This window comes from Psychromonas sp. MB-3u-54 (genome assembly GCF_002836415.1).
Lineage (GTDB): Bacteria > Pseudomonadota > Gammaproteobacteria > Enterobacterales > Psychromonadaceae > Psychromonas.
The window spans coordinates 1-25,006 of the sequence record NZ_PJBP01000100.1; the positions used below are offsets into that span (position 1 = coordinate 1).

At 40.6% G+C, this 25,006-nt stretch carries 20 protein-coding genes; 11 read left to right on the forward strand and 9 right to left on the reverse strand.

What is annotated here, in order from left to right:
- Positions 1-479 precede the first annotated feature (479 nt).
- From CXF72_RS03850 to CXF72_RS03860, 3 genes are all read right to left on the reverse strand, one after another.
- Entirely contained in the window at positions 480-1,013 is a 534-nt protein-coding gene (locus CXF72_RS03850) for an MltR family transcriptional regulator (RefSeq protein ID WP_101036961.1), read from the reverse strand.
- Positions 1,014-1,067: 54 nt separating this feature from the next.
- Positions 1,068-2,216: a mannitol-1-phosphate 5-dehydrogenase gene (locus CXF72_RS03855; RefSeq protein ID WP_101036962.1), complete on the reverse strand. Its 1,149-nt coding sequence runs from the start codon at positions 2,214-2,216 to the stop codon at positions 1,068-1,070.
- 94 nt (positions 2,217-2,310) lie between these two features.
- On the reverse strand, positions 2,311-4,197 hold the full coding sequence (locus tag CXF72_RS03860) for a PTS mannitol transporter subunit IICBA (RefSeq protein WP_101036963.1): 1,887 nt from the start codon (positions 4,195-4,197) through the stop codon (positions 2,311-2,313).
- A 627-nt stretch (positions 4,198-4,824) separates the two neighbouring features.
- On the opposite strand from CXF72_RS03860, the gene CXF72_RS03865 reads away from it, so the two are divergent.
- Both CXF72_RS03865 and tal read left to right on the forward strand, forming a co-directional pair.
- Positions 4,825-5,805 (forward strand): sugar-binding transcriptional regulator, encoded by a 981-nt coding sequence (locus tag CXF72_RS03865; RefSeq protein WP_101036964.1) that lies wholly within the window; start codon positions 4,825-4,827, stop codon positions 5,803-5,805.
- Positions 5,806-6,159: 354 nt separating this feature from the next.
- Positions 6,160-7,110 (forward strand): transaldolase, encoded by a 951-nt coding sequence (gene tal / locus CXF72_RS03870; RefSeq protein ID WP_101036965.1) that lies wholly within the window; start codon positions 6,160-6,162, stop codon positions 7,108-7,110.
- 294 nt (positions 7,111-7,404) lie between these two features.
- Here the strand turns inward: tal and glmS are convergent, their stop codons facing one another.
- Positions 7,405-9,240 carry a glutamine--fructose-6-phosphate transaminase (isomerizing) gene (gene glmS / locus CXF72_RS03875; protein ID WP_101036966.1) on the reverse strand — a complete coding sequence of 612 codons (1,836 nt, stop codon included), beginning with the start codon at positions 9,238-9,240 and terminating at the stop codon, positions 7,405-7,407.
- A gap of 981 nt (positions 9,241-10,221) precedes the next feature.
- Between glmS and rmuC the strand changes: the two genes are divergently transcribed.
- Positions 10,222-11,583 carry a DNA recombination protein RmuC gene (gene rmuC, locus CXF72_RS03885; RefSeq protein ID WP_101036968.1) on the forward strand — a complete coding sequence of 454 codons (1,362 nt, stop codon included), beginning with the start codon at positions 10,222-10,224 and terminating at the stop codon, positions 11,581-11,583.
- Between the two features lie 555 nt (positions 11,584-12,138).
- Here rmuC and CXF72_RS03890 read toward each other — a convergent pair.
- The 5 genes from CXF72_RS03890 to def all read right to left on the reverse strand — a co-directional run bounded on the left by CXF72_RS03890 (position 12,139) and on the right by def (position 18,070).
- The gene (locus CXF72_RS03890) at positions 12,139-13,584 is read right to left on the reverse strand and encodes a TrkH family potassium uptake protein (RefSeq protein WP_101036969.1); all 1,446 of its coding nucleotides are present in this window, start codon (positions 13,582-13,584) and stop codon (positions 12,139-12,141) included.
- Positions 13,585-13,597: 13 nt separating this feature from the next.
- Positions 13,598-14,974 (reverse strand): Trk system potassium transporter TrkA, encoded by a 1,377-nt coding sequence (gene trkA / locus CXF72_RS03895; protein WP_101036970.1) that lies wholly within the window; start codon positions 14,972-14,974, stop codon positions 13,598-13,600.
- Between the two features lie 233 nt (positions 14,975-15,207).
- Entirely contained in the window at positions 15,208-16,518 is a 1,311-nt protein-coding gene (rsmB, locus tag CXF72_RS03900) for a 16S rRNA (cytosine(967)-C(5))-methyltransferase RsmB (RefSeq protein ID WP_101036971.1), read from the reverse strand.
- Between the two features lie 4 nt (positions 16,519-16,522).
- The gene (gene fmt / locus CXF72_RS03905; RefSeq protein WP_101036972.1) at positions 16,523-17,473 is read right to left on the reverse strand and encodes a methionyl-tRNA formyltransferase; all 951 of its coding nucleotides are present in this window, start codon (positions 17,471-17,473) and stop codon (positions 16,523-16,525) included.
- A 93-nt stretch (positions 17,474-17,566) separates the two neighbouring features.
- Positions 17,567-18,070, reverse strand: a complete 504-nt coding sequence (gene def / locus CXF72_RS03910; RefSeq protein WP_101036973.1) for a peptide deformylase — start codon at positions 18,068-18,070, stop codon at positions 17,567-17,569.
- Between the two features lie 98 nt (positions 18,071-18,168).
- On the opposite strand from def, the gene CXF72_RS03915 reads away from it, so the two are divergent.
- From CXF72_RS03915 to CXF72_RS03950, 8 genes are all read left to right on the forward strand, one after another.
- Entirely contained in the window at positions 18,169-19,251 is a 1,083-nt protein-coding gene (locus CXF72_RS03915; RefSeq protein ID WP_101036974.1) for a LysM peptidoglycan-binding domain-containing protein, read from the forward strand.
- A 62-nt stretch (positions 19,252-19,313) separates the two neighbouring features.
- The gene (gene dprA, locus CXF72_RS03920) at positions 19,314-20,432 is read left to right on the forward strand and encodes a DNA-processing protein DprA (protein WP_232784868.1); all 1,119 of its coding nucleotides are present in this window, start codon (positions 19,314-19,316) and stop codon (positions 20,430-20,432) included.
- A 45-nt stretch (positions 20,433-20,477) separates the two neighbouring features.
- Positions 20,478-20,951 carry a DUF494 domain-containing protein gene (locus CXF72_RS03925; protein WP_101036975.1) on the forward strand — a complete coding sequence of 158 codons (474 nt, stop codon included), beginning with the start codon at positions 20,478-20,480 and terminating at the stop codon, positions 20,949-20,951.
- A 1-nt stretch (position 20,952) separates the two neighbouring features.
- Complete coding sequence (locus tag CXF72_RS03930; protein ID WP_101036976.1) at positions 20,953-21,516, forward strand: DNA topoisomerase family protein; 564 nt, start codon at positions 20,953-20,955, stop codon at positions 21,514-21,516.
- Positions 21,517-21,567: 51 nt separating this feature from the next.
- Positions 21,568-22,077 carry a 5-(carboxyamino)imidazole ribonucleotide mutase gene (gene purE, locus CXF72_RS03935; protein ID WP_101036977.1) on the forward strand — a complete coding sequence of 170 codons (510 nt, stop codon included), beginning with the start codon at positions 21,568-21,570 and terminating at the stop codon, positions 22,075-22,077.
- Between the two features lie 5 nt (positions 22,078-22,082).
- On the forward strand, positions 22,083-22,658 hold the full coding sequence (locus CXF72_RS03940) for an L-threonylcarbamoyladenylate synthase (RefSeq protein ID WP_101036978.1): 576 nt from the start codon (positions 22,083-22,085) through the stop codon (positions 22,656-22,658).
- A 91-nt stretch (positions 22,659-22,749) separates the two neighbouring features.
- Positions 22,750-23,568, forward strand: coding sequence for a shikimate dehydrogenase (gene aroE / locus CXF72_RS03945; protein WP_101036979.1), 819 nt, complete (start codon positions 22,750-22,752; stop codon positions 23,566-23,568).
- Positions 23,569-23,867: 299 nt separating this feature from the next.
- A complete protein-coding gene (locus CXF72_RS03950) occupies positions 23,868-24,131 on the forward strand; it encodes a YihD family protein (RefSeq protein ID WP_101036980.1) in 264 nt (87 codons plus the stop codon).
- The last annotated feature ends 875 nt before the right edge of the window (positions 24,132-25,006 follow it).

Genomic DNA, 25,006 nt, shown 5'->3' on the forward strand with positions numbered 1-25,006 from the left:
TTAACCCAAGAAGCCTTAACCAGTATTGCCCAAACAACCCTGGATAACTTAAACTGTTTTGCTTTAGGCAAGCTTAATGGTAATGAAGTGAATTAAATTTTAGCGGGCATTAATAAGGCATTTTCAACCCCAAAAGCCTTAACCAGTATTGCCCAAACAACCCTGGATAACTTAAGCTGTTTTGCTTTAGGCAAGCTTAATGGTAATGAAGTGAATTAAATTTTAGCGGGCATTAATAAGGCATTTTCAACCCCAAAAGCCTTAACCAGTATTGCCCAAACGACCCTGGATAACTTAAGCTGTTTTGCTTTAGGCACCGCTAATGGTAATGAAGTAAATTAACACGAAAAATAGAGACTTTCTTGGCCCAGTCTAAGATGATTTGGGTCACTAAGTACTCTTACATAAATTTCCCGGCATTTTTGAGCAGGTTACTCAATAAAGCGCCCTTTAACATCAGAAAATTTTCGGGTGAGTACTTAGCTTAAGGGCGTATCTCTATGCAGTTCTTTGATGATTTCAGTGATTGCCAGAATCAATGAGGACTTAATGACCTGTCTATTCTGGTCCAGTTTCATTTGCACTATATAATGAGAGCTTTCTTCCAATTGATTATCACCTAAATTGGGAGGCAAAATTTTAGCCACTGCACGAATAGCATTTAAGCGCTCAATCAGTGAAAGAAAATCTATTGAGCCCCCTTCTGACTGAACAAAATCTTTTAACTCAATAAACTTCTCAATATCCTGATAGGAGTCCTGAGATAGCAGCCCCAATCCGTATAACAGTTTGATACGAACAGGTAAATGCGCCAATGGACCATCACGGCTTAATAAAGGTTCAACAGCATATTTCACTGCATAATCATCTTTTCTAAAGACATTTTGAATTAGGATATCAACGGCATCTTCAAACAGATCAAAACTGGCGGTAAAAAAATCATAGGCAGTTTCCGCCTCAGAAAGCGTTTCTACAATATCAATATCAAATTTTAAGCGGGCAAATTTTGGCATAATTTTTCTAATGGAATAAATAAATGCCGCAACAGCGGCACTGGGATTGAGTCATTATTTTAAGCTTTTGTAAGCTTGTTCTACTAGTTTAACAGTTTCACTGTCAACAGCCAGACCTGAATAATGCGCTAGTGTCTCTGCTAATCCCTTTTCAGCAAACATAGCCTGTAACTCAACGGCTTGAGGATCTTGATCATTATTATATAGGAATGCTGCAGCGATACCTTTAATTAAATGTTCATTAGGTAAACCGTACTCTAAGGTGCCATTAAGAGGCTTAATTAAGCGATCGTTTGCACTTAATTTACGGATTGGCTGGCGACCAACACGATCCACTTCATCGCGTAAATAGGGATTCGCAAAACGACCTAATATTTTTTGAATGTAAGCAGCATGAGCTTGCACGTCAAAAGCATAACGACGTATTAAAACTTCACCGCTTTCCTGCATAGCAGCAGTCACATCGGCACGGATAGCATCATCTTCAATTGATTCTTTGATAGTCTCATGACCGGCAAGCACACCTAAGTATGCGGTGATCAGATGCCCGGTATTTAAGGTAAATAATTTACGTTCAACAAATGCCATTAAATTATCAGTACATTCCATTCCTTTAATGGTTGGAATTTCACCTTTAAACTGAGTTTGGTCAACAATCCATTCACTGAAGGTTTCAACGGTCACGGCTAATGGATCCGTTTCTCCCGCTTCAGCTGGCGGCACAATACGGTCAACAGCAGAATCAACAAAACCAATGCTCTGGTCAGATTGAGCATGCAAAGACTCGGGCAGATATTTAAATACCTCCGCTTTTAGCTGGCTGGTACCACGAACCATATTTTCACATGCAATAATATTTAACGGAGACTTATTACCGCTTTTTAAACGCAGCTCAATAGCATCGGCGATTGTTTTTGCAATAATATTCAATACGGTAGGGCCTACCGCTGTGGTCACTAAATCAGACTCTGCAATAAGTTTAACAATCTCAGAACCCGCTGAATGAACAGCAGTAACATTACTTACTTTTTCAATAGAACAGTCTGCACCAACAACATTCACATCATATTCATTTCGTGCTATCAGGGCATTAACAACCGTTTCATTGACATCGGCAAAAGTAACTTTAATACCTGCGTCCGATAAAACTTTACCAATAAAACCGCGGCCAATATTACCCGCTCCAAAATGTATAGCTTTCATAATAAATATTTCCCTAAAATTGAAAGAGGCTAGAAAATCTAGCCTTGAATATTTAATCGGCTGCCTCAGTTGAAGCAGCTACCTTAAGAAGTTTCTAGTTATTTAAAATTTTCAGTACATCTTCTTTATTGACTGTTGTTTTTAAACATTCTATTGCTTCTTCATCATCAAGTGCATTGGTGATGGCGGTAATCACATGAATATGCTGATCACCCTGCGCTGCAATACCAATCACTAGAATTGCAACATCATCTTCATCTTCGCCCCACTGAATACCTGCTGGGTACTGACAAAATACAATGCCTGTTTTAAGAACATGTTTTTTTGTTTCAATAGTACCGTGAGGAACCGCTATCGATTCACCTAAATAGGTTGATACTAATTTTTCTCTATCAAACATACCCTGTAGATATTCAGGTTCAACATAGTTCAAAGCAATCAACTGCTCACCGGCAAATTTGATCGCATCTTCCTTAGTTGCAGGCTTAAGCCCTAAGAAAATATTTTTACCGGTTAACGTCAAAGGACCTTCAGACTTTTTTGCATCATCTTCCTGTGCATTTGCAGCAGGTGCACTACCGGCAGATTTAATATCTTTAACCAAACCATCGTAGATCGCATTATCTAAGAAATTAGTTAATGAAATATGCTGTGCATTTGGCGCATGCTTACGTGCTCTGTCGGTTAAATCTTTATGAGTAACAACAATATCAACATCACCGGGCAAATCATTGATCGCAGTGTTAATAACTTCAATATTTAAATTTGCAGCCTGCACTTTTTTGCGTAATAGACTTGCGCCCATTGCACTTGAGCCCATACCCGCATCACAAGCAACAATGATTTTTTTAACAGCAGACATATCAACACTAGCATTTGCTGTTGTTTGACCTTTAGATCCCTGCTTCATGTCGCGCATTTGGTTTGCAGCTTCTTCCAGTGCATCTTCATCGCCAGCAACACTTTTTTGTGTTTTCATCAGAATAGAAGCCACGATGAAAGAAACAGCGGCAGCAGCAGCAACGGATAGAAGAATACCTATGTATGCGCCTTTAGGCGTCATCGCTAAAACGGCAAAGATAGAACCAGGAGATGCAGGAGAGATAAGACCGGCATCAAACATAGTAAGAGTAAATACGCCCGTCATACCACCCGCAATAACAGCCAGGATAAGACGCGGATTCATCAATACATAAGGGAAGTAAATTTCATGGATACCACCGAAGAAGTGGATAATTACGGCACCGGGAGCCGTTTCTTTTGCAGAACCTTTACCAAACACCATGTAGGCTAACAGAAGACCTAAACCTGGACCCGGGTTTGCTTCAATTAAGAAGAAAACAGATTGGCCAAGAGACTCTGACTGAGCAATACCTAGAGGAGTGAAAATACCATGGTTAATAGCATTATTTAAAAATAAAATCTTTGCCGGTTCAACAAAGACAGAAGTCAAAGGAAGCAGGTTATTTGTTACTAAAACGTCAACTCCCGCTGCAAGCGCGGTAGATAACATTTTAACAGCAGGACCAATCACAAGGTATGCAAGAATCGCCAGTAGCATACCAATAATACCGGATGAAAAGTTGTTAACCAACATTTCAAAACCGCTTTTTACTTTACCGTGAATGGCAGCATCAAATTTCTTAATTGCCAGACCACCTAATGGACCGACAATCATCGCGCCCATAAACATTGGAATATCCGTACCAACAATCACACCCATTGTCGCTATTGCACCAACAACTGCACCACGCTCTCCAGCTATAATTTTACCACCTGTATAACCAATTAAGAGCGGCAGCATATATTTAATCATCGGCCCAACCATAGTGGACAATGTTTCGTTAGGTATCCAGCCCGTTGGAATGAATAATGCGGTGATTAAACCCCATGCGATAAAGGCGCCAATATTTGGCATAACCATATTTGACAATAAGCGACCAAAGTTTTGTACTTTAATCTTGGATTGTGATGACAGCATAATTTGCTCCGGGTGTTTTTATTCACCTAAAATAGGTGAAATAATTAATAAGGTTGAACTTTCCCCACTGAATCTAACATATAATTTCAAAAGCATACGCCACATGCCACAATACGTGACTTTCAGCACAAAAAAATAACAAGAAAGCGGCATTTAACAGATCTACATCACAAACATCACCGTAAAATTAAAACAAAACATATAAAGAATGCCAACACAAGCCACATTTAGCGACACAGATCACATATAAGGAAAAACCAACACGGCAACAAAAGGCGACCTGCGTCACAATAACAAAACATACTAATCGAAATAAAGATACCCAGCAGAAGCCACCCTCTTGAAAGCGCGCAAAAAACAACCTCCACCCCCCCGTTAAATAAAAAACTGTAATTTTATTACATAATGAAAATGCAGAATGATTAAGTGCTTATTTTTAAAATAAGCACATTTTATAAACTAACGACAATCCGATTTAATCAAAGAGCAACTAACAAAAAACTAAGGTGATGAAGCACATATTAATAACCTTCGTCTATTGCCAAGCAGTACTAAACCATGGGAACATCTGAAACATCAACGACCATTTGCACAGCATTTAATTTAATTAACTAATGAGTAATAGAGATGTCTCCAATTAAGACGGCTTCCACCGCACCCAGTATTGACGATCATGAAATGTTGACCGAGATTGCGATCCTCTATTATCAAGAAGGTGCAACTCAAGAAGAGATATCAAAAAAGTTTTCTATCTCTAGAATTAAAATTGGCCGTCTGCTGCGTCGAGCACGAGAAGAGGGTGTTGTTGAGATTAATGTACGTTACCACCCTGTCTATACGGCTCAACTTGAGCAACGGTTAATCAATAAATTCAATCTCAAACGTGTTCTTATTGCGCTGGATCAAGCGAATAACGAAGAACAGCGCAAACAGGTCGCGGTACTTGTCTCCGCTTTTCTAGCTATCAACCTGCAGGACAATAGTACTGTCGCGGTTGGGCAAGGCCAAAATGTCGCCGCCATTGCCAATCACGTTGGCCTGGTGGCACAACGCAAGGCACGATTTGTTTGTGCTATTGGCGGTACGCATCGCAGTGGGGATAGCATTAATGCTGACCATATCTGTCGTCAACTCGCTAAAAAATTTGGTGGAAGCAGTGAAACCTTGTATGCGCCCGCCTATGTCGATAACCCCGATACTCGCGCCGCTTTTATTGCCCACAACACAGTCTCTGAAACATTAAAACAAGCAAGAAATGCAGATTATGCTCTGGTGGGCGTCGGCGACATGAATGAAAATAGCCATATGATTAAGCTCGGCTGGTTTACACCACAAGAATTTGCAGAAGCGCGCATCAATGAGGGGATCATTGGTGATATTGGTGGTTTTGATTTTTTTAAATCTAATGGTCAAAGTGCAAACACCCGATTAAGAGATCGGGTGATTGGTCTGGGCACCGACGATTTACGCCGTATTCCAAATGTGATTGCCATTGCCAGCGAAGAAAGAAAAGCCTTAGCCTTGGCTGGCGCTCTGCGTACTGGCAGTATAGATATATTAGCCACCAGCGTAAGTTGTGCAATGACGTTATTAAATATGGAGGATTAGCCCGATACAAAACGAATCGATCTGCTTTGAGATTAGGAAGCATCTAAAACAGAAAGATGCATGTCCAAATTCAAAATATTGACCCCAGAATAGTGTTCAGCGCTATCTTAGCCTGCTAATCAAAACGCCTTTGTTCCTACACAAATAATAACCTACTTGAAAAGTGATCCAGATCTTATTCTTCGCTTTTTACATTGACATTTTATGATGAAAAAATGAATATATACAAAACAAATGTTCTACAAATAATCATATGTTCAATCTTCCGGCAGATGGCGGAATAATAATAAATCGCTATTATTGCAGTAAATCCTATTGAATCTAGTCCAAGCACAATATTAAGGCAGAATAAAAATGAGCAATAAATTAGATCAACTTCGTAAATTCACAACTGTAGTTGCCGATACCGGTGATGTTGAAGAAATAGCTAAATACCAGCCAGAAGATGCAACAACCAACCCGTCTTTAATTTTAAAAGCGGCACAACTAGTAGATTATAAATACCTTATTGATTCATCTATTGCTTACGCAAAATCCAGAAGTGCAGATAAAGCGCAACAGATTGTTGATACCTGCGACATGCTCGCGGTTAATATTGGTAAAGAAATTCTTAAAATAGTGCCCGGACGTATCTCTACGGAAGTTGATGCGCGTTTATCCTATGATACTGAAAAAAGTGTTCTTAAAGCACGTCAGTTAATTAAAATGTATAACGATGCCGGCATAAAAAATGACCGTATTTTAATTAAACTTGCTTCCACTTGGGAAGGTATTCGTGCCGGTGAAATTCTTGAAAAAGAAGGTATTAACTGTAATCTGACGCTTTTATTCTCTTTCGCTCAGGCGCGTGCATGTGCAGAAGCTGAGGTTTTCCTTATCTCTCCCTTTGTAGGCCGTATTATGGATTGGTATAAAGCCAAAGAAGGCAAAAATTTTGCAGGCGTTGAAGATCCCGGTGTTATCTCCGTTTCTACTATTTACAACTACTACAAAGAGCACGGTTATAAGACAGTTGTGATGGGTGCAAGCTTTCGAAATTTAGATGAGATTCTGGAATTAGCCGGTTGCGATCGTCTTACAATCAGCCCGCAGTTCTTGCAGGAACTAAAAGATAGCAGCGGTGACGTTATTGAAAAATTAAGCGAAAATGTATTACTCAAAGCATGCCCGGAAAAAATGACGCATGCAGATTTTCTGTGGCAGCACAATCAAGATCCGATGGCAGTCGAAAAATTAGCCGAGGGTATTCGAAACTTTGCGGTTGATCAGGGTAAACTTGAAACCATGATCGCAGATCTTCTATAACGCTTTTAATCATAAAGCGGCTAATAAGTCGCTTTTTTTTGCTTTAAATTAAGCTGCATAAGTAAATAGAAAAAAGTGGCTTTGGTTCAACTTAGTGTTTCCCCTGAAGACGTAACTATCATCTTGTTCATACTCTTTAATCTAGCGAAGATCTTTCCTGAACCACGCTGAGTTACTCCCAATGTATCATTTTATTTTTCCATAAAAAAACCCGGTCAACTGTTAATCAGTTAAACCGGGCTTTAAACTTTTATGCAACATTTAAAACTTGATCGTCATGCCACAAAAAAAGCATTATTCAACCGTAACTGCTTTTGCAAGATTACGCGGTTGATCCACATCGGTGCCTTTAATTAAGGCAACATGGTAGGAAAGCAGCTGCATTGGCACGGTATAGAAAATGGGTGCAATAATTTCATCGACACTTGGTAAGGTGATGATTTTCATACCCTCAGAACTTTCAAATCCGGCGCTTTCATCTGCAAATACATACAACAAACCACCACGCGCTCGCACTTCTTCAATATTTGATTTAACTTTTTCAAGCAAATCATTGGTCGGTGCAACGACAACAACGGGCATATTCGCATCAACTAGGGCTAATGGGCCATGCTTCAACTCACCTGCAGCATAAGCTTCAGCATGGATGTATGAAATTTCTTTCAATTTAAGCGCAGCTTCCATAGCAATAGGGTAAAACTCTCCTCGGCCTAAGAATAAGGTGTGCTCTTTATCTGCAAAATCTTCTGCTAAAGCTTCAATCGGTTTATCAAAGGCTAACGCTTTTTCAATTTGAGCAGGGAGTGAATGCAATGCATGCACAATCTTTGCTTCTTTTTCTTTGCTGATAGTGCCCTGCTCTTTACCAATAGCGGTGACCAAAATAAGCATCGCAGCCAGCTGCGTAGTAAATGCTTTGGTGGATGCAACGCCAATCTCAGTACCAGCGCGGGTCATAAAGGCAAGATCCGATTCACGTACCAGTGATGAGCCGGAAACATTACAGATAGACATCGCCGACATGTAACCTTTCTGCTTGGCTAAGCGAAGCGCTGCTAGCGTATCTGCAGTTTCGCCAGATTGTGACAGGGTCAGCAATAAGCTATTTGGACGCACCACAAAATCTCGGTAACGGAATTCAGAAGCGATTTCCACATCACAGCTTACGCCGGCGAGGGATTCAAACCAGTAACGTGCAGCCATGCCTGAGTTATAAGAGGTACCACAGGCGATAATCTGTACATGCTCTACATTTTTAAGGATATCTTTTGCGCCAACACCAATACTCTCAACTAATACACTGTCATGACTGATTCGACCTTCCATTGCATTTATTAATGCGCTGGGTTGCTCGAAAATTTCTTTTTGCATAAAGTGTCTGTATTTGCCTTTATCGGCGGCATCCTGCTCAATAGTCGATTCGTGAACTTCACGCTCAATCGCCTCACCATTCGAATCAAAAACATTAATGTCGCGACGGGTAATTTCAGCAACATCCCCTTCTTCTAAAAAGATAAAACGACGGGTTACATTTAACAAAGCCAGTTGGTCCGATGCCAGAAAATTTTCCCCAACTCCTAAGCCTATAACCAGTGGACTCCCTGAACGGGCGACAACTAAACGACTCGGATCACGGCGATCCATGACTACAGTGCCATAGGCACCTTCCAGCTGAGGCAATGTATTTTGCACGGCTTCTAAGAGTGTTTCTGCACTGCGTAACTCCCATTCAACAAGATGGCAAATGACTTCAGTATCGGTTTGTGAAAGAAATTCATAACCACGCCCGCGCAGGGTTTCGCGTAAGCTTTCGTAGTTTTCAATAATACCGTTATGTACGATAACAATATTATCGCCCGATAGATGAGGATGTGCATTGGCTTCTGAAGGCTCTCCATGTGTTGCCCAGCGTGTATGGGCAATACCGGTTCCACCACTGACAGGATTAGCTGCAACCGCATTGGCTAATTCTTTTACTTTTCCTAAACGACGGGTTCGTTGTAATTGTCCATCAGCATTGATAACGGCAAGGCCTGCTGAATCATAACCGCGATATTCTAGGCGTTGTAACCCTTCTAATAATATTTCAGATACATCTCTTTGTGCTACTGCACCAACGATTCCACACATATAGCTATACTCCAAACAATATTGATAAACAAAAATAAATTGATACGTATTAATACACAAAACATGCAAAATATCGTATTTGTCATGCATCTTAGTGCATGTTTGATGGTTTTGCATGTTGTTTTTAAAAACATCTTCCTGTTTAACTTTAAAACCGCATAAACATGCACAACAATAATCGTTCTATTTAGGTCCATATATCACCATCAACTCTGCCAAACAACTTGAAGCTGCATATAGACGTTATTTGAATCTAAGGGACTATTTATGAACTCACTCTGATTTTATCCTGTGCAGACCTAATGGCCCGATTAAGATCGGCAATAAACAATATAACTATTCTGCTGACACAGATTTATGCCCTTAAGTGGCTTAGACTGCCAGTAATCCTCTGAATCAAAAACCGCTGTGGTTATAAATAGTTGGCAAAAACAAAAAGACAGAAGCGCAGCAGACGAATACGCTTAAGGATGTTCGAATCAGCAGCTAAGTACTCACTCGAAAGTTTTCTGATATTAAAGAGCGCTTTTATTGAGTAAACTGCCCAAAATGGCTGGGAAATTTATGTAAGAGTACTTAGTTTCGGTATAGTAAGATCAGCTTTTCTTCACAAGGAGAAATAGCGTTATTCCAGATCAGCGCGCCGGAATAAAAATTAGCTTCAGATTTCTGTGTGAGCGCTGCAAAAAGGTCAACAGACCCTAATATTTTTTATTTTGGATAAGTGATGTTACGAACTAATTTTATCTTTTTTTTGTTATTAAGTTGGAAACTGTCGACAGTATTAATTTTTCCAGTCATTATCTATTTTTACCTGATCTTGATGAATTTCTATACTGACAGCTTTACTTTTCAGCAATTAGACCAAGGCAGCAATATTCACAAAGGGGCCGTGGTTGTGGTTTATATAATCTATCTATTAATTTGGAAAAGTCTTAACAGAAAAGTTAAGAATTATCTTAAAAAATTTGAATATTCATAATGTTATTATCTCCTTTGATTCTTCTCGTCAGCAGTGCATCATTAATTTTCATCCTTATTATTGTTGTCTTCTGGGCTTTCTTGCGTTTAAAAAAACAACGGGATCAGTTCTTTGTTGAGCTGCAATTAAGCGCGCAGGAGCTTTTACACAATCAGAATCTAAATCTTGAAAAATCCCAAAAACTACTTAAGAAGCAAACATTTATTGAGAGTTTGCAGCATCAAAGCAACAAGTTGACGGTTCGTTTAAGAGAAACAGAAGTTCGTTTGCAGAGCGCCACTCAACGCCTTAGGGAGCAGCAGGAGAATGAACAGAAGCTGAGCAATCAGTTCGAATTACTTTCTCAACGTATTTTCAGCGAAAAAGCCGCACAGTTTAAACAGCTAAACCAGGACAGTATCAGTCAACTGCTCGACCCTTTGAAAACACAGCTGGATGGTTTTAAACAGCAAGTCACTGATTGTTACGTTAATGAAAGTAAAGAACGTTACAATTTACAAAATGAAATTTCTAACTTGGCCAAACTTAATGAATTAATGCAGCAGGAAACCAATAATCTGACTAATGCATTAAAAGGTGATAATAAGCAGCAGGGTAATTGGGGCGAGGTTATTTTACAGCGTATTTTAGAGTCGTCCGGATTGCGTGAAGGCCATGAATACAAAACTCAGGTTAGTTTTCAAAATGAGCAGGGGCAGCGTTTACAGCCTGACGTGGTGGTACAATTACCGCAAAACAAAAATATTATTATTGATTCAAAAGTATCCTTAGTCGCCTACGAGCGATTCTTTAATGCCGATGATCCACAAAGCCAAAAAAGCGCATTGCAGGCACATGCTCTTTCTCTTCGTCAGCATATTAAAGGGTTAGGAAAAAAGAATTATCAAAATTTGATTGGCAGTAATAGCCTTGATTATGTTTTATTATTTGTCGCCGTTGAACCCGCTTTTATCACTGCGCTGGAACACGAACCAGAGCTGGTTAAGTTAGCACTGGATAACAATGTACTGCTCGCCAGTCCAACCAACTTAATGATTGCGTTACGTACTATTGAAAACTTATGGCGCTTTGAACAACAGGAGCATAATGGCCGTTTAATTGCCCAGCAAGCCGGTAAGTTATACGATAAATTGCGCTTGTTTAGCGAAAATATGTTGGATGTCGGCTCACAATTGAATAAAGCACAAAACAGTTATGATCGGGCATTGAAGCAATTCAGTCAGGGTCGAGGCAATCTTATTCAGCAAGCGGAGCAGTTAAAAGAGATGGGTGTCACTGTGACTAAACCTTTACCTGAAAACTTAGTTGAACGCGCTAATTTAGAGAAGCCAGCTTTCCATGCTAAAAATAACCAAGACTGATGGTGCTAAAAATGAGGCTAAACTAAGAGCACAATATTCAGTCTTTTTTATCGTCCCATTAAAATACTAGCAAGTGCTGAAAATAATACCAAACGCATAGCTCGTAGGGTGCATTCTATGCACCGATTATCGCTGCCCGCGGTGCATAGAATGCACCCTACCGATAACATCATAGCAAATGCATTAATAATGTAATCAGATTTACTATTCAAAATCATCCCGGCGGCTTGGTGAGCGTGATTTTTCCTTTGAAGTAACTGATTATAAATTTAATGCTTTTGGTATAAGCCTAATACAAGACCATACCAGCAAGCAGAGAAGTTAAAAGAGATGACCATTACAGTCATTACTAAACCTTTACCTGAAACATTGGTTGAACGCGCTAATTTAGAGAAGCCAGCTTTCCACGCTAAAAATAACCAAGATTAACGGTGCTGAAAATAAACCTAAAACAAGACCATACCAGCAAGCTAAGAGGTTAAAAAAGATGACCATTACAATCATCACTAAACCTTTACCTGAAACATTGGTTGAACGCGCCAAAAACAGCCAGTACTAGCGCCGCCAAAAATGAGGCAAAAACAACACCACAACAGTCAATATTTCTAATCGTCCCATTAGCATACCAATGGCTAAAATCCATTTAGCAGGATCCGATAAAGCTGAAAAATTTCCGCTTGGACCTATGCTCGGATCTAGGCCGGGCCCGACATTGGAAACCGCGGTAATGGATGCAGAAAAGGCAACCAGCGCCGTTGAGCCAAACAGTGCTAATAACAAGGTTGAAACTGCGATAGTACCCATATAGGCCAAAATAAAAGCAATTAAAGAACGTAAAATATCATCGTTTACGGTGCGATTATTATAGCGTTGCGGAAAAACGCCACGCGGGTGAATTAATATCATTAACTGACGTTTAAGCATACTCGCGGCAATTTGAAAGCGGAATATTTTTATACCACCCGAGGTCGAACCGGAACAAGCCCCGGAAAACATCAATCCCCAAAACACCACAATGCTAAAATCTCCCCAGGAAATAAAATCATCAAGCCCAAAACCTGTGGTTGTTATCACGGAGACCACGTTAAACAAACTTAATCGCAAGGCGTTAGCCGGGGAGAATTGATCACTGATAAATAAATAAACGCTTAAACTCAGGGTGAAAAATAATACTACTTTAATAAAGCCTAAGACTTGAGCATCACGGAAAAGAGAGACTAAACTGCGTTGGTTAAAAGCGCGTATAAACAATAAAAATGGCAAGCCACCCAAAAACATAAAAATAATAGCATTCCAATGGGCTGCATGGGAAAAATTACCCATTGAACGATCCGATGTTGAATATCCCCCCGTCGAAATCGTGGTCATCGCATGATTTATTGCATCGAAACTACTCATACCGGCAAGACGGTAGCCAACAAAACAGCACAGGCTTAAAAATACGTAGACCAATAAAATACCAATCGCGACACTGCGGGTTTTCGATTCAGCTTTGTCTGACCAGTCTGAAGATTCTGTTTGGAAGAGCCGCATCCCGCCAACATTCAAAAAGGGTAAAATAGCCACCCCCATTACAATAAAACCGACACCACCTAACCATTGTAAAATCGAACGCCATAACAGAATGCTAGGATGCATAGTATCTAAATGATTGAGCACTGTACTGCCCGTGGTGGTGATCCCCGACATGGTTTCAAAAAAAGCATTGCTAAAAGTAATATGTTCAATCAGTACAAAGGGTAATGCGGCAAAAACACTGGCTAAAACCCAAACCCCGGTGGTTAATAAGAACATCTCTCTTATACCTAAGCGAGATAACTTTTTTTCTTTCCCCATGAAAATAAAAAGCACAGAAGCCAGATGAGTAATAATAATAGATGACAAAAATTCTATGCCGCCTAAGGTGTTATTATAAAAGGCGAAAACCATGGGGGGATACATAAATATTGCCATCTTTGACAATACCAACCCAGTGATAAAGAGCAGGGGACGAGTGACCATAGTAATGGCTTAACTACAAAAAGAACGGACTAGGTTGAAATAATTTTTCGATGTCGCTGATAAATTTCTTATTCACCAGAAATAATATAACGTGGTCATCGGTTTCAAGCACGGTATTATCATGGGCGATTAATACTGTCTCATTTCTCACTATCGCGCCGATGCTTGTACCTGGCGGTAATTTAAGTTGGCACAACTCTCTGCCGACAACTTTCGAGGTCATGCTGTCACCGCGGGCAATAATCTCAATGGCTTCAGCAAGCCCTTCGCGCAAAGAGTAGACGTGCTTCAAATCGGCCTTACGCACATGGGTTAACAGGGCGGAAAGCGTTGCCTGCTGCGGAGAAATAGCAATGTCCAAAATGCCTCCCTGTACCAGGTCAAGATAAGCACTGCGCTGGATCAATACCATGACTTTCCTTGCCCCCATACGCTTAGCCAGCATCGCTGACATAATGTTGGCTTCATCATCATTGGTAACCGTAATAAAAAGGTCTATTTGATCAATGTGCTCTTCGGTAAGTAGTTCTTGATCCGATGAATCACCACAAAAGACAATAGTGTTCGAGAGTGTTTCGGAAAGGTATTCTGCCCGCTTTAAATTTTTTTCAATTAATTTAACGGAACAGTCTTTTTCTAAGCGTTTAGCTAAGCTTTCACCGATATAACCGCCGCCTACAATCATAATGCGTTTGTAAGGTTTTTCAAGCTTTTGCATTTCACTCATAATAGCGCGAATATGTTGACTTGCGGAGATAAAAAACACCTCATCATCGGCTTCAATAATAGTAGTGCCCCGGGGACGAATTGCTTTACCGCGCCTGAAAATAGCAGCGACCCGCGCTTCAGCATTAGGCATATGCTGTTTTAACGTAGAAATAGCATTACCCACCAACGAACCGCCATAATAGGCTTTAATCGCCATTAAATTTACTTTACCATTGGCGAAGTTGGCAACCTGCAATGCTCCCGGGTAATCGATCAGCTGAGTAATGTAATCACTTACTAACTTTTCCGGCGCAATAACATGGTCGATTGGGAAAGCACCACTGCCAAATAACTCTTTTTCGTATTGAATAAAACTTTGTGAACGGATACGAGCTATTTTTTTAGGGACATTAAAGAGCGTAAAAGCAATTTGACAGGCGACCATATTGACTTCGTCAGAATTGGTCACGGCAATTAACATATCCGCATCTTCCGCTCCAGCCTCCGCAAGTACTACAGGGTTTGAAGCACTTCCCTGAACAACGCGTAAATCAAACCTGTCTTGTAACTCTTGTAAATTATCGGGCGATAAATCAACCACAGTGATATCGTTATTTTCACCAACGAGGTTCTCTGCCAATGAAGCACCTACCTGCCCTGCGCCTAATATAATAATCTTCATGCGATCTCATTATCCTTCCGTGATCTAGTTGATAATAAAACCCTCTGCAATGGTTGTATTATCGAGTATTTGCATGCGCTTTTTAAAGTGTTATTTAATCAGACTTAACTGATAACAAAATAATTAAGTGATCGATGGGTAGCACAGATAACCACAGGCTAAGAAGTGTCATTTAGTTTAGCCGTAAATGCACACCCTTGCACCCTTGCACAATTGCTTATGAGCAACATTTTTTATAATGACTTTTGCAGTTTTGCATAATAAAAACCATCCATCGCATTCTCATTGGGCAATATCTGCCGTCCTTTATTTTGGATATTGTTTTGGAGATTATCCTGCACAACAATAGGAATTAACGAGGCATCCTGCTTACTTTCTAAAAATGCTTGAATTTGTAAATCATTTTCATCGGGTAAAATAGAACAAGTTGCGTAGAGCAGCACACCTCCGGGCTTTAATTTATCCCATAATGCATGCAAGATCTGTTTTTGTAAGGTCACTAAACCTGCAATATCACTGTCACGGCGTAACCAACGGATGTCCGGATGACGGCGAATAACGCCGGTAGCACTGCAGGGTGCATCGCAAAGAATACGATCAAATAGCTCGCCATGCCACCAAGTATCAGGTTGTGATGCATCACCGTGAATAACGGTTGCCTTAAGTTTAAGGCGATCTAAATTCTCTTGAACACGTATTAAACGTTTTGCATCTGCATCGACAGCCACCATCTGTTTTATATTTTCCTGCAGCTCCAGAACATGTACCGTTTTGCCTCCAGGTGCTGAACAGGCATCTAAAACCAAATCGCCAGCTTGTGCATTCAAATAATGCGCTGCCAACTGTGCTGCGCCATCCTGTACTGAAACCCAGCCCTCGGCAAAACCGGGTAATTTGTAAACATCGGTCGGTTTTTCTAAACGCAGTGCATTGTCATTAAACTCTGAGCTAAAACTAACCAGTCCGGCATCAGTTAACAGGGTCTGATATTGACTGCGAGTATGGTGAAGCGCATTTACCCGCAGCCACATCGGCGCCTGCTGATTATTGTTGTGCATAATCTCTGCAGCAAGGTCATCACCATAGGCTGCTTGCAAACGTTTTACGAGCCAACTTGGATGACAATAAACCAGTGCCGGTTGTTGATCCGCTTTTTCTATCAAGCTCTCCTGCTCACGTAAAAAATTCCGTAAGACACCGTTAACCATACCTTTTAAGGCCTGTTTTTTAAGCTCTTTCGCCCCGCTAACTGTTTCTCCAACCGCTGCATGGCTGGGAATTCGAGTATAGAGTAACTGGTAAAAACCGACTAAAATAAGGAAGTGCAGATCGCGCTGCTTGCCCTTTAGTGCTTTGTCCATCAGAGAGCGGCAGAAAAAATCTAAGCGAGGCAAAGTACGTAAAACGCCGTAACAAAGTACCTGTAATAATGCTTTATCCTTGGGAGAAAGCTCTTGTTGAGCAGGTGGTAAGACATTGGACAATGATTGTCCCTGCTCTACTACTTGATTTAAAATCTTGGCTGCTAGTGCTCTTACATTCATTTAATTAACCTTGCTGTAGTAAAGTACCCTGCGCAAACAATTCACGACGAGAATTTAAAATATCTTGTACCGGCAGCGCTTTTTTCCCCGCCAACTGAAGCACTTCAAGGTTTATAATACCTTCACCCGTGGCGACTTGAATGCCTTTTTTATTCGCTGCAATAATAGTACCCGCGGGCTGTTCACTCTCATTGTCAAGTAAACTTGCCTGGTGCACTTTTACGACTTTATCGTCAAGCACAAAATAACTCACCGGCCAGGGATTAAACGCCCGAATACAGCGTTCAATAAAAACGGCATCCTTGGACCAATCAATCAAGGCCTCGCTTTTACTCAACTTTTTAGCGTAACTGGCCAATTGCGGATCTTGCTTTTCAGCCTTTAATTCCCCCTTAACTAATTTATTAATAGTATCAACTAATACATCAGGTGCCTGCAGGGCAAGTTTTTCATAGAGCGAAGCACTGGTTTCATCTCTCTCAATCGGATAACTCACTTTAGCCAACATATCACCGGTATCCAGACCTTCATCCATTTGCATGATGGTCACGCCCGTCTCTGTATCACCCGCCCAAATTGCACGTTGAATGGGTGCGGCACCGCGCCAGCGAGGCAATAATGAGCCATGCACATTTAAACAGCCCAAACGAGGTATTCCTAATACCGATTGCGGCAACAATAAACCGTAAGCAACCACAATCATAATATCGGCATTTAACCCGGCAAGTTGCTTAATACTGTCCGCCTCTTTGAAGTTAGCAGGCTGATAAACGTCAATCTGTTGCTCCATAGCAAGCTCTTTGACAGCACTCGCGGTTAATCTTTTACCGCGTCCTGCAGGGCGATCCGGTTGTGTATAAACGGCAATCACATTATGCTCGGAGTTTATCAATGCACTAAGGTGCTTAGCTGCAAAATCAGGCGTGCCGGCAAAAATTATATTTAGTTTTTCCAAGAGAAACCTTAAAGTAAAAATGATGAATATTTTTTGGTTGTTATATTGCGTTCTATTCGACTCTTACCATCAGCCGAAAAAGTATCGCCAACCCTATACGTTATGTCGTTGTAATTTTTCCAGCTTTGTTTTTATCCGTTTTTGTTTCAAAGGTGACAGGTAGTCAATGAATAATTTTCCATCCAGATGGTCAATTTCATGCTGAATACAAACAGCCAGCAAACCATCAGCCTTTAATACTTGTCGCTTCCCTTCAATACCTAAGTATTCTAGGGTAACAAACTCGGCACGTTTAACCTCTGCATTAGTTTCAGGAACGGAAAGGCAACCCTCTTCCGACATCTCTTCTCCTGAATGTTCGACAATAACGGGGTTAATGATCACCATTGGATCATTGCGCTGCTCAGAAACATCAATCACAACAAGACGTCGGTGGAAATTTACTTGCGTGGCAGCAAGACCAACCCCCTCTTCCTCATACATGGTTTCAATCATGTTTTCAGCTGTTTTTTTAAGTTCGGCCGTGATCTGTTCTACAGGTTTCGCAATCGTTCTTAGACGTTTATCTGGAAAGCGTAATACTTCTAGTAAAGCCATGATATTATCTAGTCCTATTGGTTAGTGTTAAAGAGTTCTAATTCTAGTCATTTCCGAATATAAAAAAAAGTCTTATTAGTCATCAGACAAGGATTGTTATGAAATTAAACCTAATTACAGCTTTCTTGATAGGTATTGTGGTTTCTGTTGTGGCAATCGCCGACACCCTTACTCTAAAAAATAATCACCCCGAAACCTATGAAGTTGTTAAAGGAGATACTTTATGGGATATTTCCGCTCATTTTTTAAATTCTCCCTGGTTGTGGCCACGTTTATGGCAAGAAAATAGTCAAATCAAAAATCCCCATCTCATTTATCCTGGTGAGATATTAACCTTGATTTGGGTTGATGGAGAGCCTCGACTTTCCCGTAAGAGATTAAAAAAATTATCACCAACACCAAGGTTACAGGAAAAACAAGCAGCAATCCCAACGATTCCCTTAGCTTCTGTCTCCGCTTTTTTATCACGGGACCATGTCCTTGATCCAGCTATATTGGCTGGTGCACCTCGTTTACTCGGAGACATCAAAGCGACCCCTCGTTTTTTTGAAGGGGATATTTTTTATGGAGAGGGCCAATACGATAAGGGTAAGTTGTATGGTGTTTATCGTTTAGGTGAAAACTATATAGATCCTGTCAGTAAAGAATTTTTAGGCAAGCAGCTGATCTTTATTGGCCACTCCGAAGTATCTCAAAACCCCAATATTGGCAGCACTGAACAAGTCACTCCACATGATTTTATAAGCAGTTCAAGGGAAGCCCGTCAGGGTGATTTGATACTGCCCATTCCCGAATATGCGACACTGCCGGCCTATTTTTTGCCCCAATCAGTTCCAAAAACGATAAAAGGTCAGATTATTGCTGCACTAAATAATTCAAGAGCAATTGGTAAGTGGGATATTGTGGTGATTAACAGGGGTCAGCGAGATAATATTCAAATAGGCTCGATGTTTTCTGTCCTGCAGTCGGGTCCTGGCATCTTAATTAATAAAACCAGCGTTGTTTATCAAGATGATGCTTCAAAATTTGGCCAAATGGGAAGTCCTGATATCAAAATACCAGCACAGCGTGTTGGTGAACTATTGGTATTTAGAGTCTATGATAAAGTGAGTATCGCCATGGTAATGCGCAGCACCGAGGTAATGGCTGCAAATAATAAAATACAAGGCCTGGAGTTTTAGCCCTTTAATATCATGTTACTCTTCGACCCTATTAATATTAGGTTCGAAGAGTCACAAGGCAGGTGACTATTCAATTCGACTTATTTTCACCACAAAATAATGAACATAATAGTCGCTATTGGATGGTTTTAGATGCCATACCAGCTCTCCATAAATGCACGCTATTAAAACTGCTGACTTACCATTCAATTGAACAGCTATTACAGTTATCAAGAGCTCAACTGCAAGCCTATGGATTAAAAGACAATCAAATAGCGGCTCTGCTTAAACCAAATTTAAAATTAATTGAGAGTAACCTCTCCTGGTTAGATAACTCAGCAGAAAACCATATTATTTGTTACGACAGCCCCCATTATCCACAATTATTAAAAGAAATAAGCAACCCACCATTATTGCTTTATGCACAAGGTAATCTCAGTTTATTAAGCACGCCTCAGATTGCTATAGTGGGTAGTCGTAACTGTACCCCCTATGGGCAGGAGAAGGCTTACCAATTTGCACAGCAATTGAGTGCTTCAGGTTTTACCATCACCAGTGGTTTAGCCATTGGTATTGACGGAGTTGCGCATCAAGGCTCCATTGACAAACAGGGGGATACTATTGCTGTATTAGGTACCGGATTAAATAACATCTACCCCAAGCGGCATCTTAAGCTTGCACAACAAATAAAAGAAAAGGGGTTGTTAGTCTCCGAGTTTTGGCCAAACGCAGCAGCCTTTCCAACTAATTTCCCCAGACGGAATCGCATTATTTCAGGTTTAAGTTTAGGCGTGTTAGTGATTGAAGCTTCAAAACGTAGTGGATCATTAATCACTGCGCGCTATGCATTAGAACAAAATAGGGATGTCTTTGCCCTGCCGGGTTCAATTGATAATGCAGAGGCCTGGGGCTGCCATCAACTGATTCAACAGGGTGCAAAACTGGTTATGAATACGCAGGATATATGTGATGAATTCCTTCACTTATGTAAGCCCTATTCAAGCAGCGATGAGAAAAAAACACCCCTTGCCACACCTTGCCACCCTCTCTTAAAGCATATTGATTTTCACCTCACTACCCTTGAGCAATTATTGGAGCGTAGCGGCTTTGATGTCGCGAGCTTACAAAATCAGTTAATAGAACTTGAGATAACTGGTAGAATAACAGCCACAACCCAAGGTTATATAAAGTTATGCAATTAGATGTGGTTGTCATTTTTTCACCAACATTAAAAAACAAGGTTAAATATGTTTGAAATAATAATGTATCTGTTTGAAAGCTATATGCAAATTGATCAAAGCACAGAAATAGATGCGCAGGAGATCACCGATGAATTATTGGAAGAAGGTTTTCAGAAGAATGATATTTCAAAAGCACTCGCATGGCTTGATAATCTTACTAGCTTGCATGAACAGAATCCGGAGAGTAAAACACAATTAGCCAAAGAAACCTCACATCGGATTTACAGTGCGGCTGAACAGCACAGAATAAGCTCTGAGGGTCAGGGTTTTATCTCCTACTTAGATCAAGCTGACATATTAAATACTCACACCCGTGAAGTTGTTATTGATTGTGTGATGTCTTTAGATGTGGATGAATTAACTCTTTCTGATCTTAAGTGGTTAATATTAATGGTCTTATTTAATGATCCAAACAGTGATGATGCCTTTTTGCAGCTTGAATCTATGTTACTTGATTTTGAAGATGGATTAATTCATTAAGATGCCAAATAGCCACAAAGGTTTGCATAGCCATCATGAAAAAGCCAAAGAACTCTGCCCGGAATGCGCTAGTGAACTGCATATTCGTAATAGTAAACAGGGTACTTTTCTTGGCTGCTCAAACTATCCAAAGTGTAACTATTTGCGCCCTTTGCATGAAAAAAGTGAAATAGAAAAAGTCCTGCCAGGCACTCATTGCCCGCTTTGTGAGCAGGAACAAGTACTGAAACAAGGTAAGTATGGATTATTTATTGGCTGTAGTACTTATCCTGAATGCGCGCATACGGAACAACTTTCTGAAAAAAAAGAGATAGCAGAGGAAACAGAGTACGTACCTTGCCCGTCATGTAAAAGTGGACATTTAATTAAACGTCACTCTCGATTTGGAAAAATATTTTATGCCTGTGATAATTACCCAAGCTGCAAATATGCTGTCAATGACAAACCGGTCAATGAATTTTGCCCAGACTGTCACTGGCCAATTTTGATAGAGCGAAAAACCGCCAGTGCATTTCGCATAATATGTCCAAAAAAAGGATGTGGTTACCGCGGCAAGCCTATATAATAATCGTTTTTTCGCTAAATTTTTAACCAACTATCCAAAGAGGGAAGAACCTTGACTAAACCTTTTGTAGCCATATTGATGGGCTCAGATTCTGATCTACCTGTTATGCAAGGTACGATTGAGATATTAAAATCTTTTTCTATCACTTTTGAAGTTAAAGTAACTTCAGCACACCGTACTCCAGCCGCCACACATGCATATGTAACCGATGCAGAAAATCGTGGTTGTAAAGTATTTATCTGTGCCGCAGGTCTTGCCGCGCACTTAGCCGGCGCTGTTGCTGGAATAACAACACGCCCCATTATTGGCGTGCCAATTGACTGCGGCCCCTTAAATGGCCAAGATGCTTTATTGTCAACGGTAATGATGCCTGCCGGCGTACCGGTTGCAACTGTTGCAATTGGCAGTGCAGGCGCAAAAAATGCGGCTTACCTTGCGGCGCAAATCCTTGCTGTTGCCGATGATGAGCTAGCAAAACGCGTCAAAGAAAATCGTGCTGAAAATGCGCAAGCTGTGATTGCAAAAGATGCTGCATTACAGCTTAAATTAGCAAGCCTGTAACGGATCTGTTACTTTTGTTGAAAAAAAATGAATTAAATAACGCCCTGAAGATACTTCAATCTCAAGGCGTTATTGCTTATCCTACTGAATCTGTTTTTGGCTTAGGATGCGATCCTGACTGCGAAGCTGCCATTCAAAAAATTCTTTTGTTAAAACAACGCCCTGCTCATAAGGGATTAATTCTAATAGCCGCCAGTATTGAACAACTAGAGAAATATGCAGATTTTTCTTTATTAACCGATGCACAGCTGACAGAAATAAAAAAAACATGGCCAGGCCCAACGACCTGGATTATCCCTTCCCAAAAAAATCTTTCTAAATTGATAAGTGGTGATTTTGAAAGCGTTGCGGTAAGAGTGACTGCTCACCCCATCGTCAGACAGATATGTACTGCATTCGATAAACCAATCATCTCGACCAGCGCTAATTTGTCCGGTTTAGAGGCCGCTCTAAATAGCCAGCAAGTTAATAATATGTTCAAAAAAGATCCCTTGTTGAACTTAGTTATTGATGCCCCAGTTTCCGGGCTATCAACCCACACAGCCATTTATGATGCATCGACTGGAAAGCGGTTACGATAATTAACTGTTTTATACACGGTAAATTTCCACTGGTAATTTTAACATGTTAAATTATCTATATTAGCAAATCACCTTATATTCTGGAGTCCACATGGATCACTATGCCGTCTTTGGCAATCCAATTAAACAAAGTAAATCCCCCTTTATTCACACTTTATTTGCACAGCAAACACAAGAGAAGATGGTTTACAGTGCAATTGAGCCAGCAATAGATGATTTTGACGCTGCTTTAAAAGCTTTTTTTTTAGAACAAGGAAAAGGTTGTAATATTACAGCCCCCTTTAAAGAGCAGGCATACCAATACGCGCAACAGTTAACAAAACGGGCAGAATTGGCGGGTGCGGTGAACACTTTAAAATTAACCGATGACGGTATTCTGATCGGGGATAATACCGATGGCGCTGGATTGGTATTAGATCTTAAAAATAATCATGTCACGCTTAAGGGTGCTCGTATTTTGTTAATTGGCGCTGGCGGGGCTGCACGAGGGGTCTGTGGGCCGCTATTAGCTGAACAGCCAAAAGAGCTAATCATCGCGAATCGTACTTTCTCCAAAGCACAAACCCTGACCACAATATTCACAAAGCTAGGCAATATATCTGCCGGTGAATTTTCAGAATTATCAGGTGAGTTCGATTTAATCATCAATTCAACATCCGCGAGTTTACAGGGTGAAGTGCCTCTCATTAGTGCTAAATTGATTCGACCTGAAACCACAATATACGACATGATGTATAGCGCACAAGTAACACCCTTTAATGCGTGGGCAAAGGAGCAGGGTGCAAGATTGACTATTGACGGGTTGGGTATGCTAGTTGGACAAGCGGCAGAAAGTTTTGCTATTTGGCGCGGCGTAAAACCCGGTGCAAAACAAGTGTTAAATGAATTACGCCATAATTTAGCGACTTAGTAAATAACACCAAATTCGTTGCTTATACCGAATGCATTAAAAATGTGATCTTGTATTACGTAGGAAAAATCAACACTAGCAAGGCATAAGTTGTAGGAAGTAGTTATTCTCCTTTCAAGGCTTATAACGCAGGTAGGGTTGATTTTAACCAGCAAGGCTGATCACTTATTTGATGCGTTTGGTATTAGGACTCTATTTAAGCGAATATCGAATTGGGTCTCAATAATCAAAAATTTTAATTGTAAGTTAATACCGCTAAAGTTGAGCTAATCAGGCTAATTGATAAAAAGAGAAAAAATATGCAATCGGATCGTGTTAATGAAGTCATTGAATTATTAAAACCTTACTGGTTAAAAAATAAAGAGTTAAGTCTAATAGAAACTTTAGTACGTCTTACTCAAGAATCAGGGTTTGATAAACCTCTGGAACAACTGAGTGATGAAGTCATTATTTATCATCTGAAAATGGATCAAACCAAAGCGGGTGAGATGATACCGGGCATTGCCAAAGACTGCGAAGATGACTTTAAAACGGCTTTATTAAAAGCACGAGGGGTAATTTAAGCAATAATACCAACCGGTATAGTAGGGGCGATTACCGCTGCCTGTGGTGCATTGAATCCTCCTTACCGATAAAAATATTACACGCTCGGCTACATTTATGAATACTAAGACTAAACGCATTAATAAAGTGATCAGATTTACTATTCTAAATCATCCCGGCGGCTTTGTGAGCGTAAATTTTTCCTTTGAAGCAACTGATCATAAATTTAATGCTTTTGGTATAAAAGTCAATAGGATCAAGATGTTGTGTAGGATGCGCTGCGCGCATCGATTATCGCTTTTTCCGGTGCATAGAATGCACCCTACCGATCACATAACACCCAAAGAAATAATTATACCAAAAGAAATAAAATTGTGATCTGAAGTTAATTAATGGAATGCGTAGAGTGAATTCTATGCACCGCAGGCATCGGCAATCGGTGCGCGGAGCGCACCCTACGGGCTGGTCTTTCTCTGTGTAGCGCGCAGTGCCTTCTGTGGTAGTCCCTTTAAAAGGCTTAAAACAACAGGCCGAGCCTAAAGGCCCAGTTCCAGAGGCCGGTGCACACTTTATCCTTTGAAAGCATTAATCATAAATTTAATACGTTTGGTATTAAATGATCACATTGTAAAAAGCATACTATTGGATTTGATTGCCTAGCCTGTGCAAGAAGCTGGCGATGGAACAGGACTCGCAGAGCTCGTCCGCTCATACCACAGGCTGCGCTTAAACGAAAAAATCCCTGCTGACGTTAGTCAACAGGGATTGTTCTGGATTTAATGGCCTAGCTTGTGCGGAATACCGGCGATGGAACAGAGCTCGTCCGCTCATAAACCCAGGCTGTCGCCTGATTATCCAGGGCACGCAGAGCTTAGCCCGCTCATGACACTTTGCT

Bases quoted from the DNA above. Each gene is read 5' to 3' on its own strand.
- CXF72_RS03850 (WP_101036961.1), bottom strand. From the start codon at position 1,013: ATGCCAAAATTTGCCCGCTTAAAATTTGATATTGATATTGTAGAAACG.
- CXF72_RS03855 (WP_101036962.1), bottom strand. From the start codon at position 2,216: ATGAAAGCTATACATTTTGGAGCGGGTAATATTGGCCGCGGTTTTATT.
- CXF72_RS03860 (WP_101036963.1), bottom strand. From the start codon at position 4,197: ATGCTGTCATCACAATCCAAGATTAAAGTACAAAACTTTGGTCGCTTA.
- CXF72_RS03865 (WP_101036964.1), top strand. From the start codon at position 4,825: ATGTCTCCAATTAAGACGGCTTCCACCGCACCCAGTATTGACGATCAT.
- tal (WP_101036965.1), top strand. From the start codon at position 6,160: ATGAGCAATAAATTAGATCAACTTCGTAAATTCACAACTGTAGTTGCC.
- glmS (WP_101036966.1), bottom strand. From the start codon at position 9,240: ATGTGTGGAATCGTTGGTGCAGTAGCACAAAGAGATGTATCTGAAATA.
- rmuC (WP_101036968.1), top strand. From the start codon at position 10,222: ATGTTATTATCTCCTTTGATTCTTCTCGTCAGCAGTGCATCATTAATT.
- CXF72_RS03890 (WP_101036969.1), bottom strand. From the start codon at position 13,584: ATGGTCACTCGTCCCCTGCTCTTTATCACTGGGTTGGTATTGTCAAAG.
- trkA (WP_101036970.1), bottom strand. From the start codon at position 14,974: ATGAAGATTATTATATTAGGCGCAGGGCAGGTAGGTGCTTCATTGGCA.
- rsmB (WP_101036971.1), bottom strand. From the start codon at position 16,518: ATGAATGTAAGAGCACTAGCAGCCAAGATTTTAAATCAAGTAGTAGAG.
- def (WP_101036973.1), bottom strand. From the start codon at position 18,070: ATGGCTTTACTAGAAGTATTACGCTTTCCAGATAAACGTCTAAGAACG.
- CXF72_RS03915 (WP_101036974.1), top strand. From the start codon at position 18,169: ATGAAATTAAACCTAATTACAGCTTTCTTGATAGGTATTGTGGTTTCT.
- CXF72_RS03925 (WP_101036975.1), top strand. From the start codon at position 20,478: ATGTTTGAAATAATAATGTATCTGTTTGAAAGCTATATGCAAATTGAT.
- CXF72_RS03930 (WP_101036976.1), top strand. From the start codon at position 20,953: ATGCCAAATAGCCACAAAGGTTTGCATAGCCATCATGAAAAAGCCAAA.
- aroE (WP_101036979.1), top strand. From the start codon at position 22,750: ATGGATCACTATGCCGTCTTTGGCAATCCAATTAAACAAAGTAAATCC.
- CXF72_RS03950 (WP_101036980.1), top strand. From the start codon at position 23,868: ATGCAATCGGATCGTGTTAATGAAGTCATTGAATTATTAAAACCTTAC.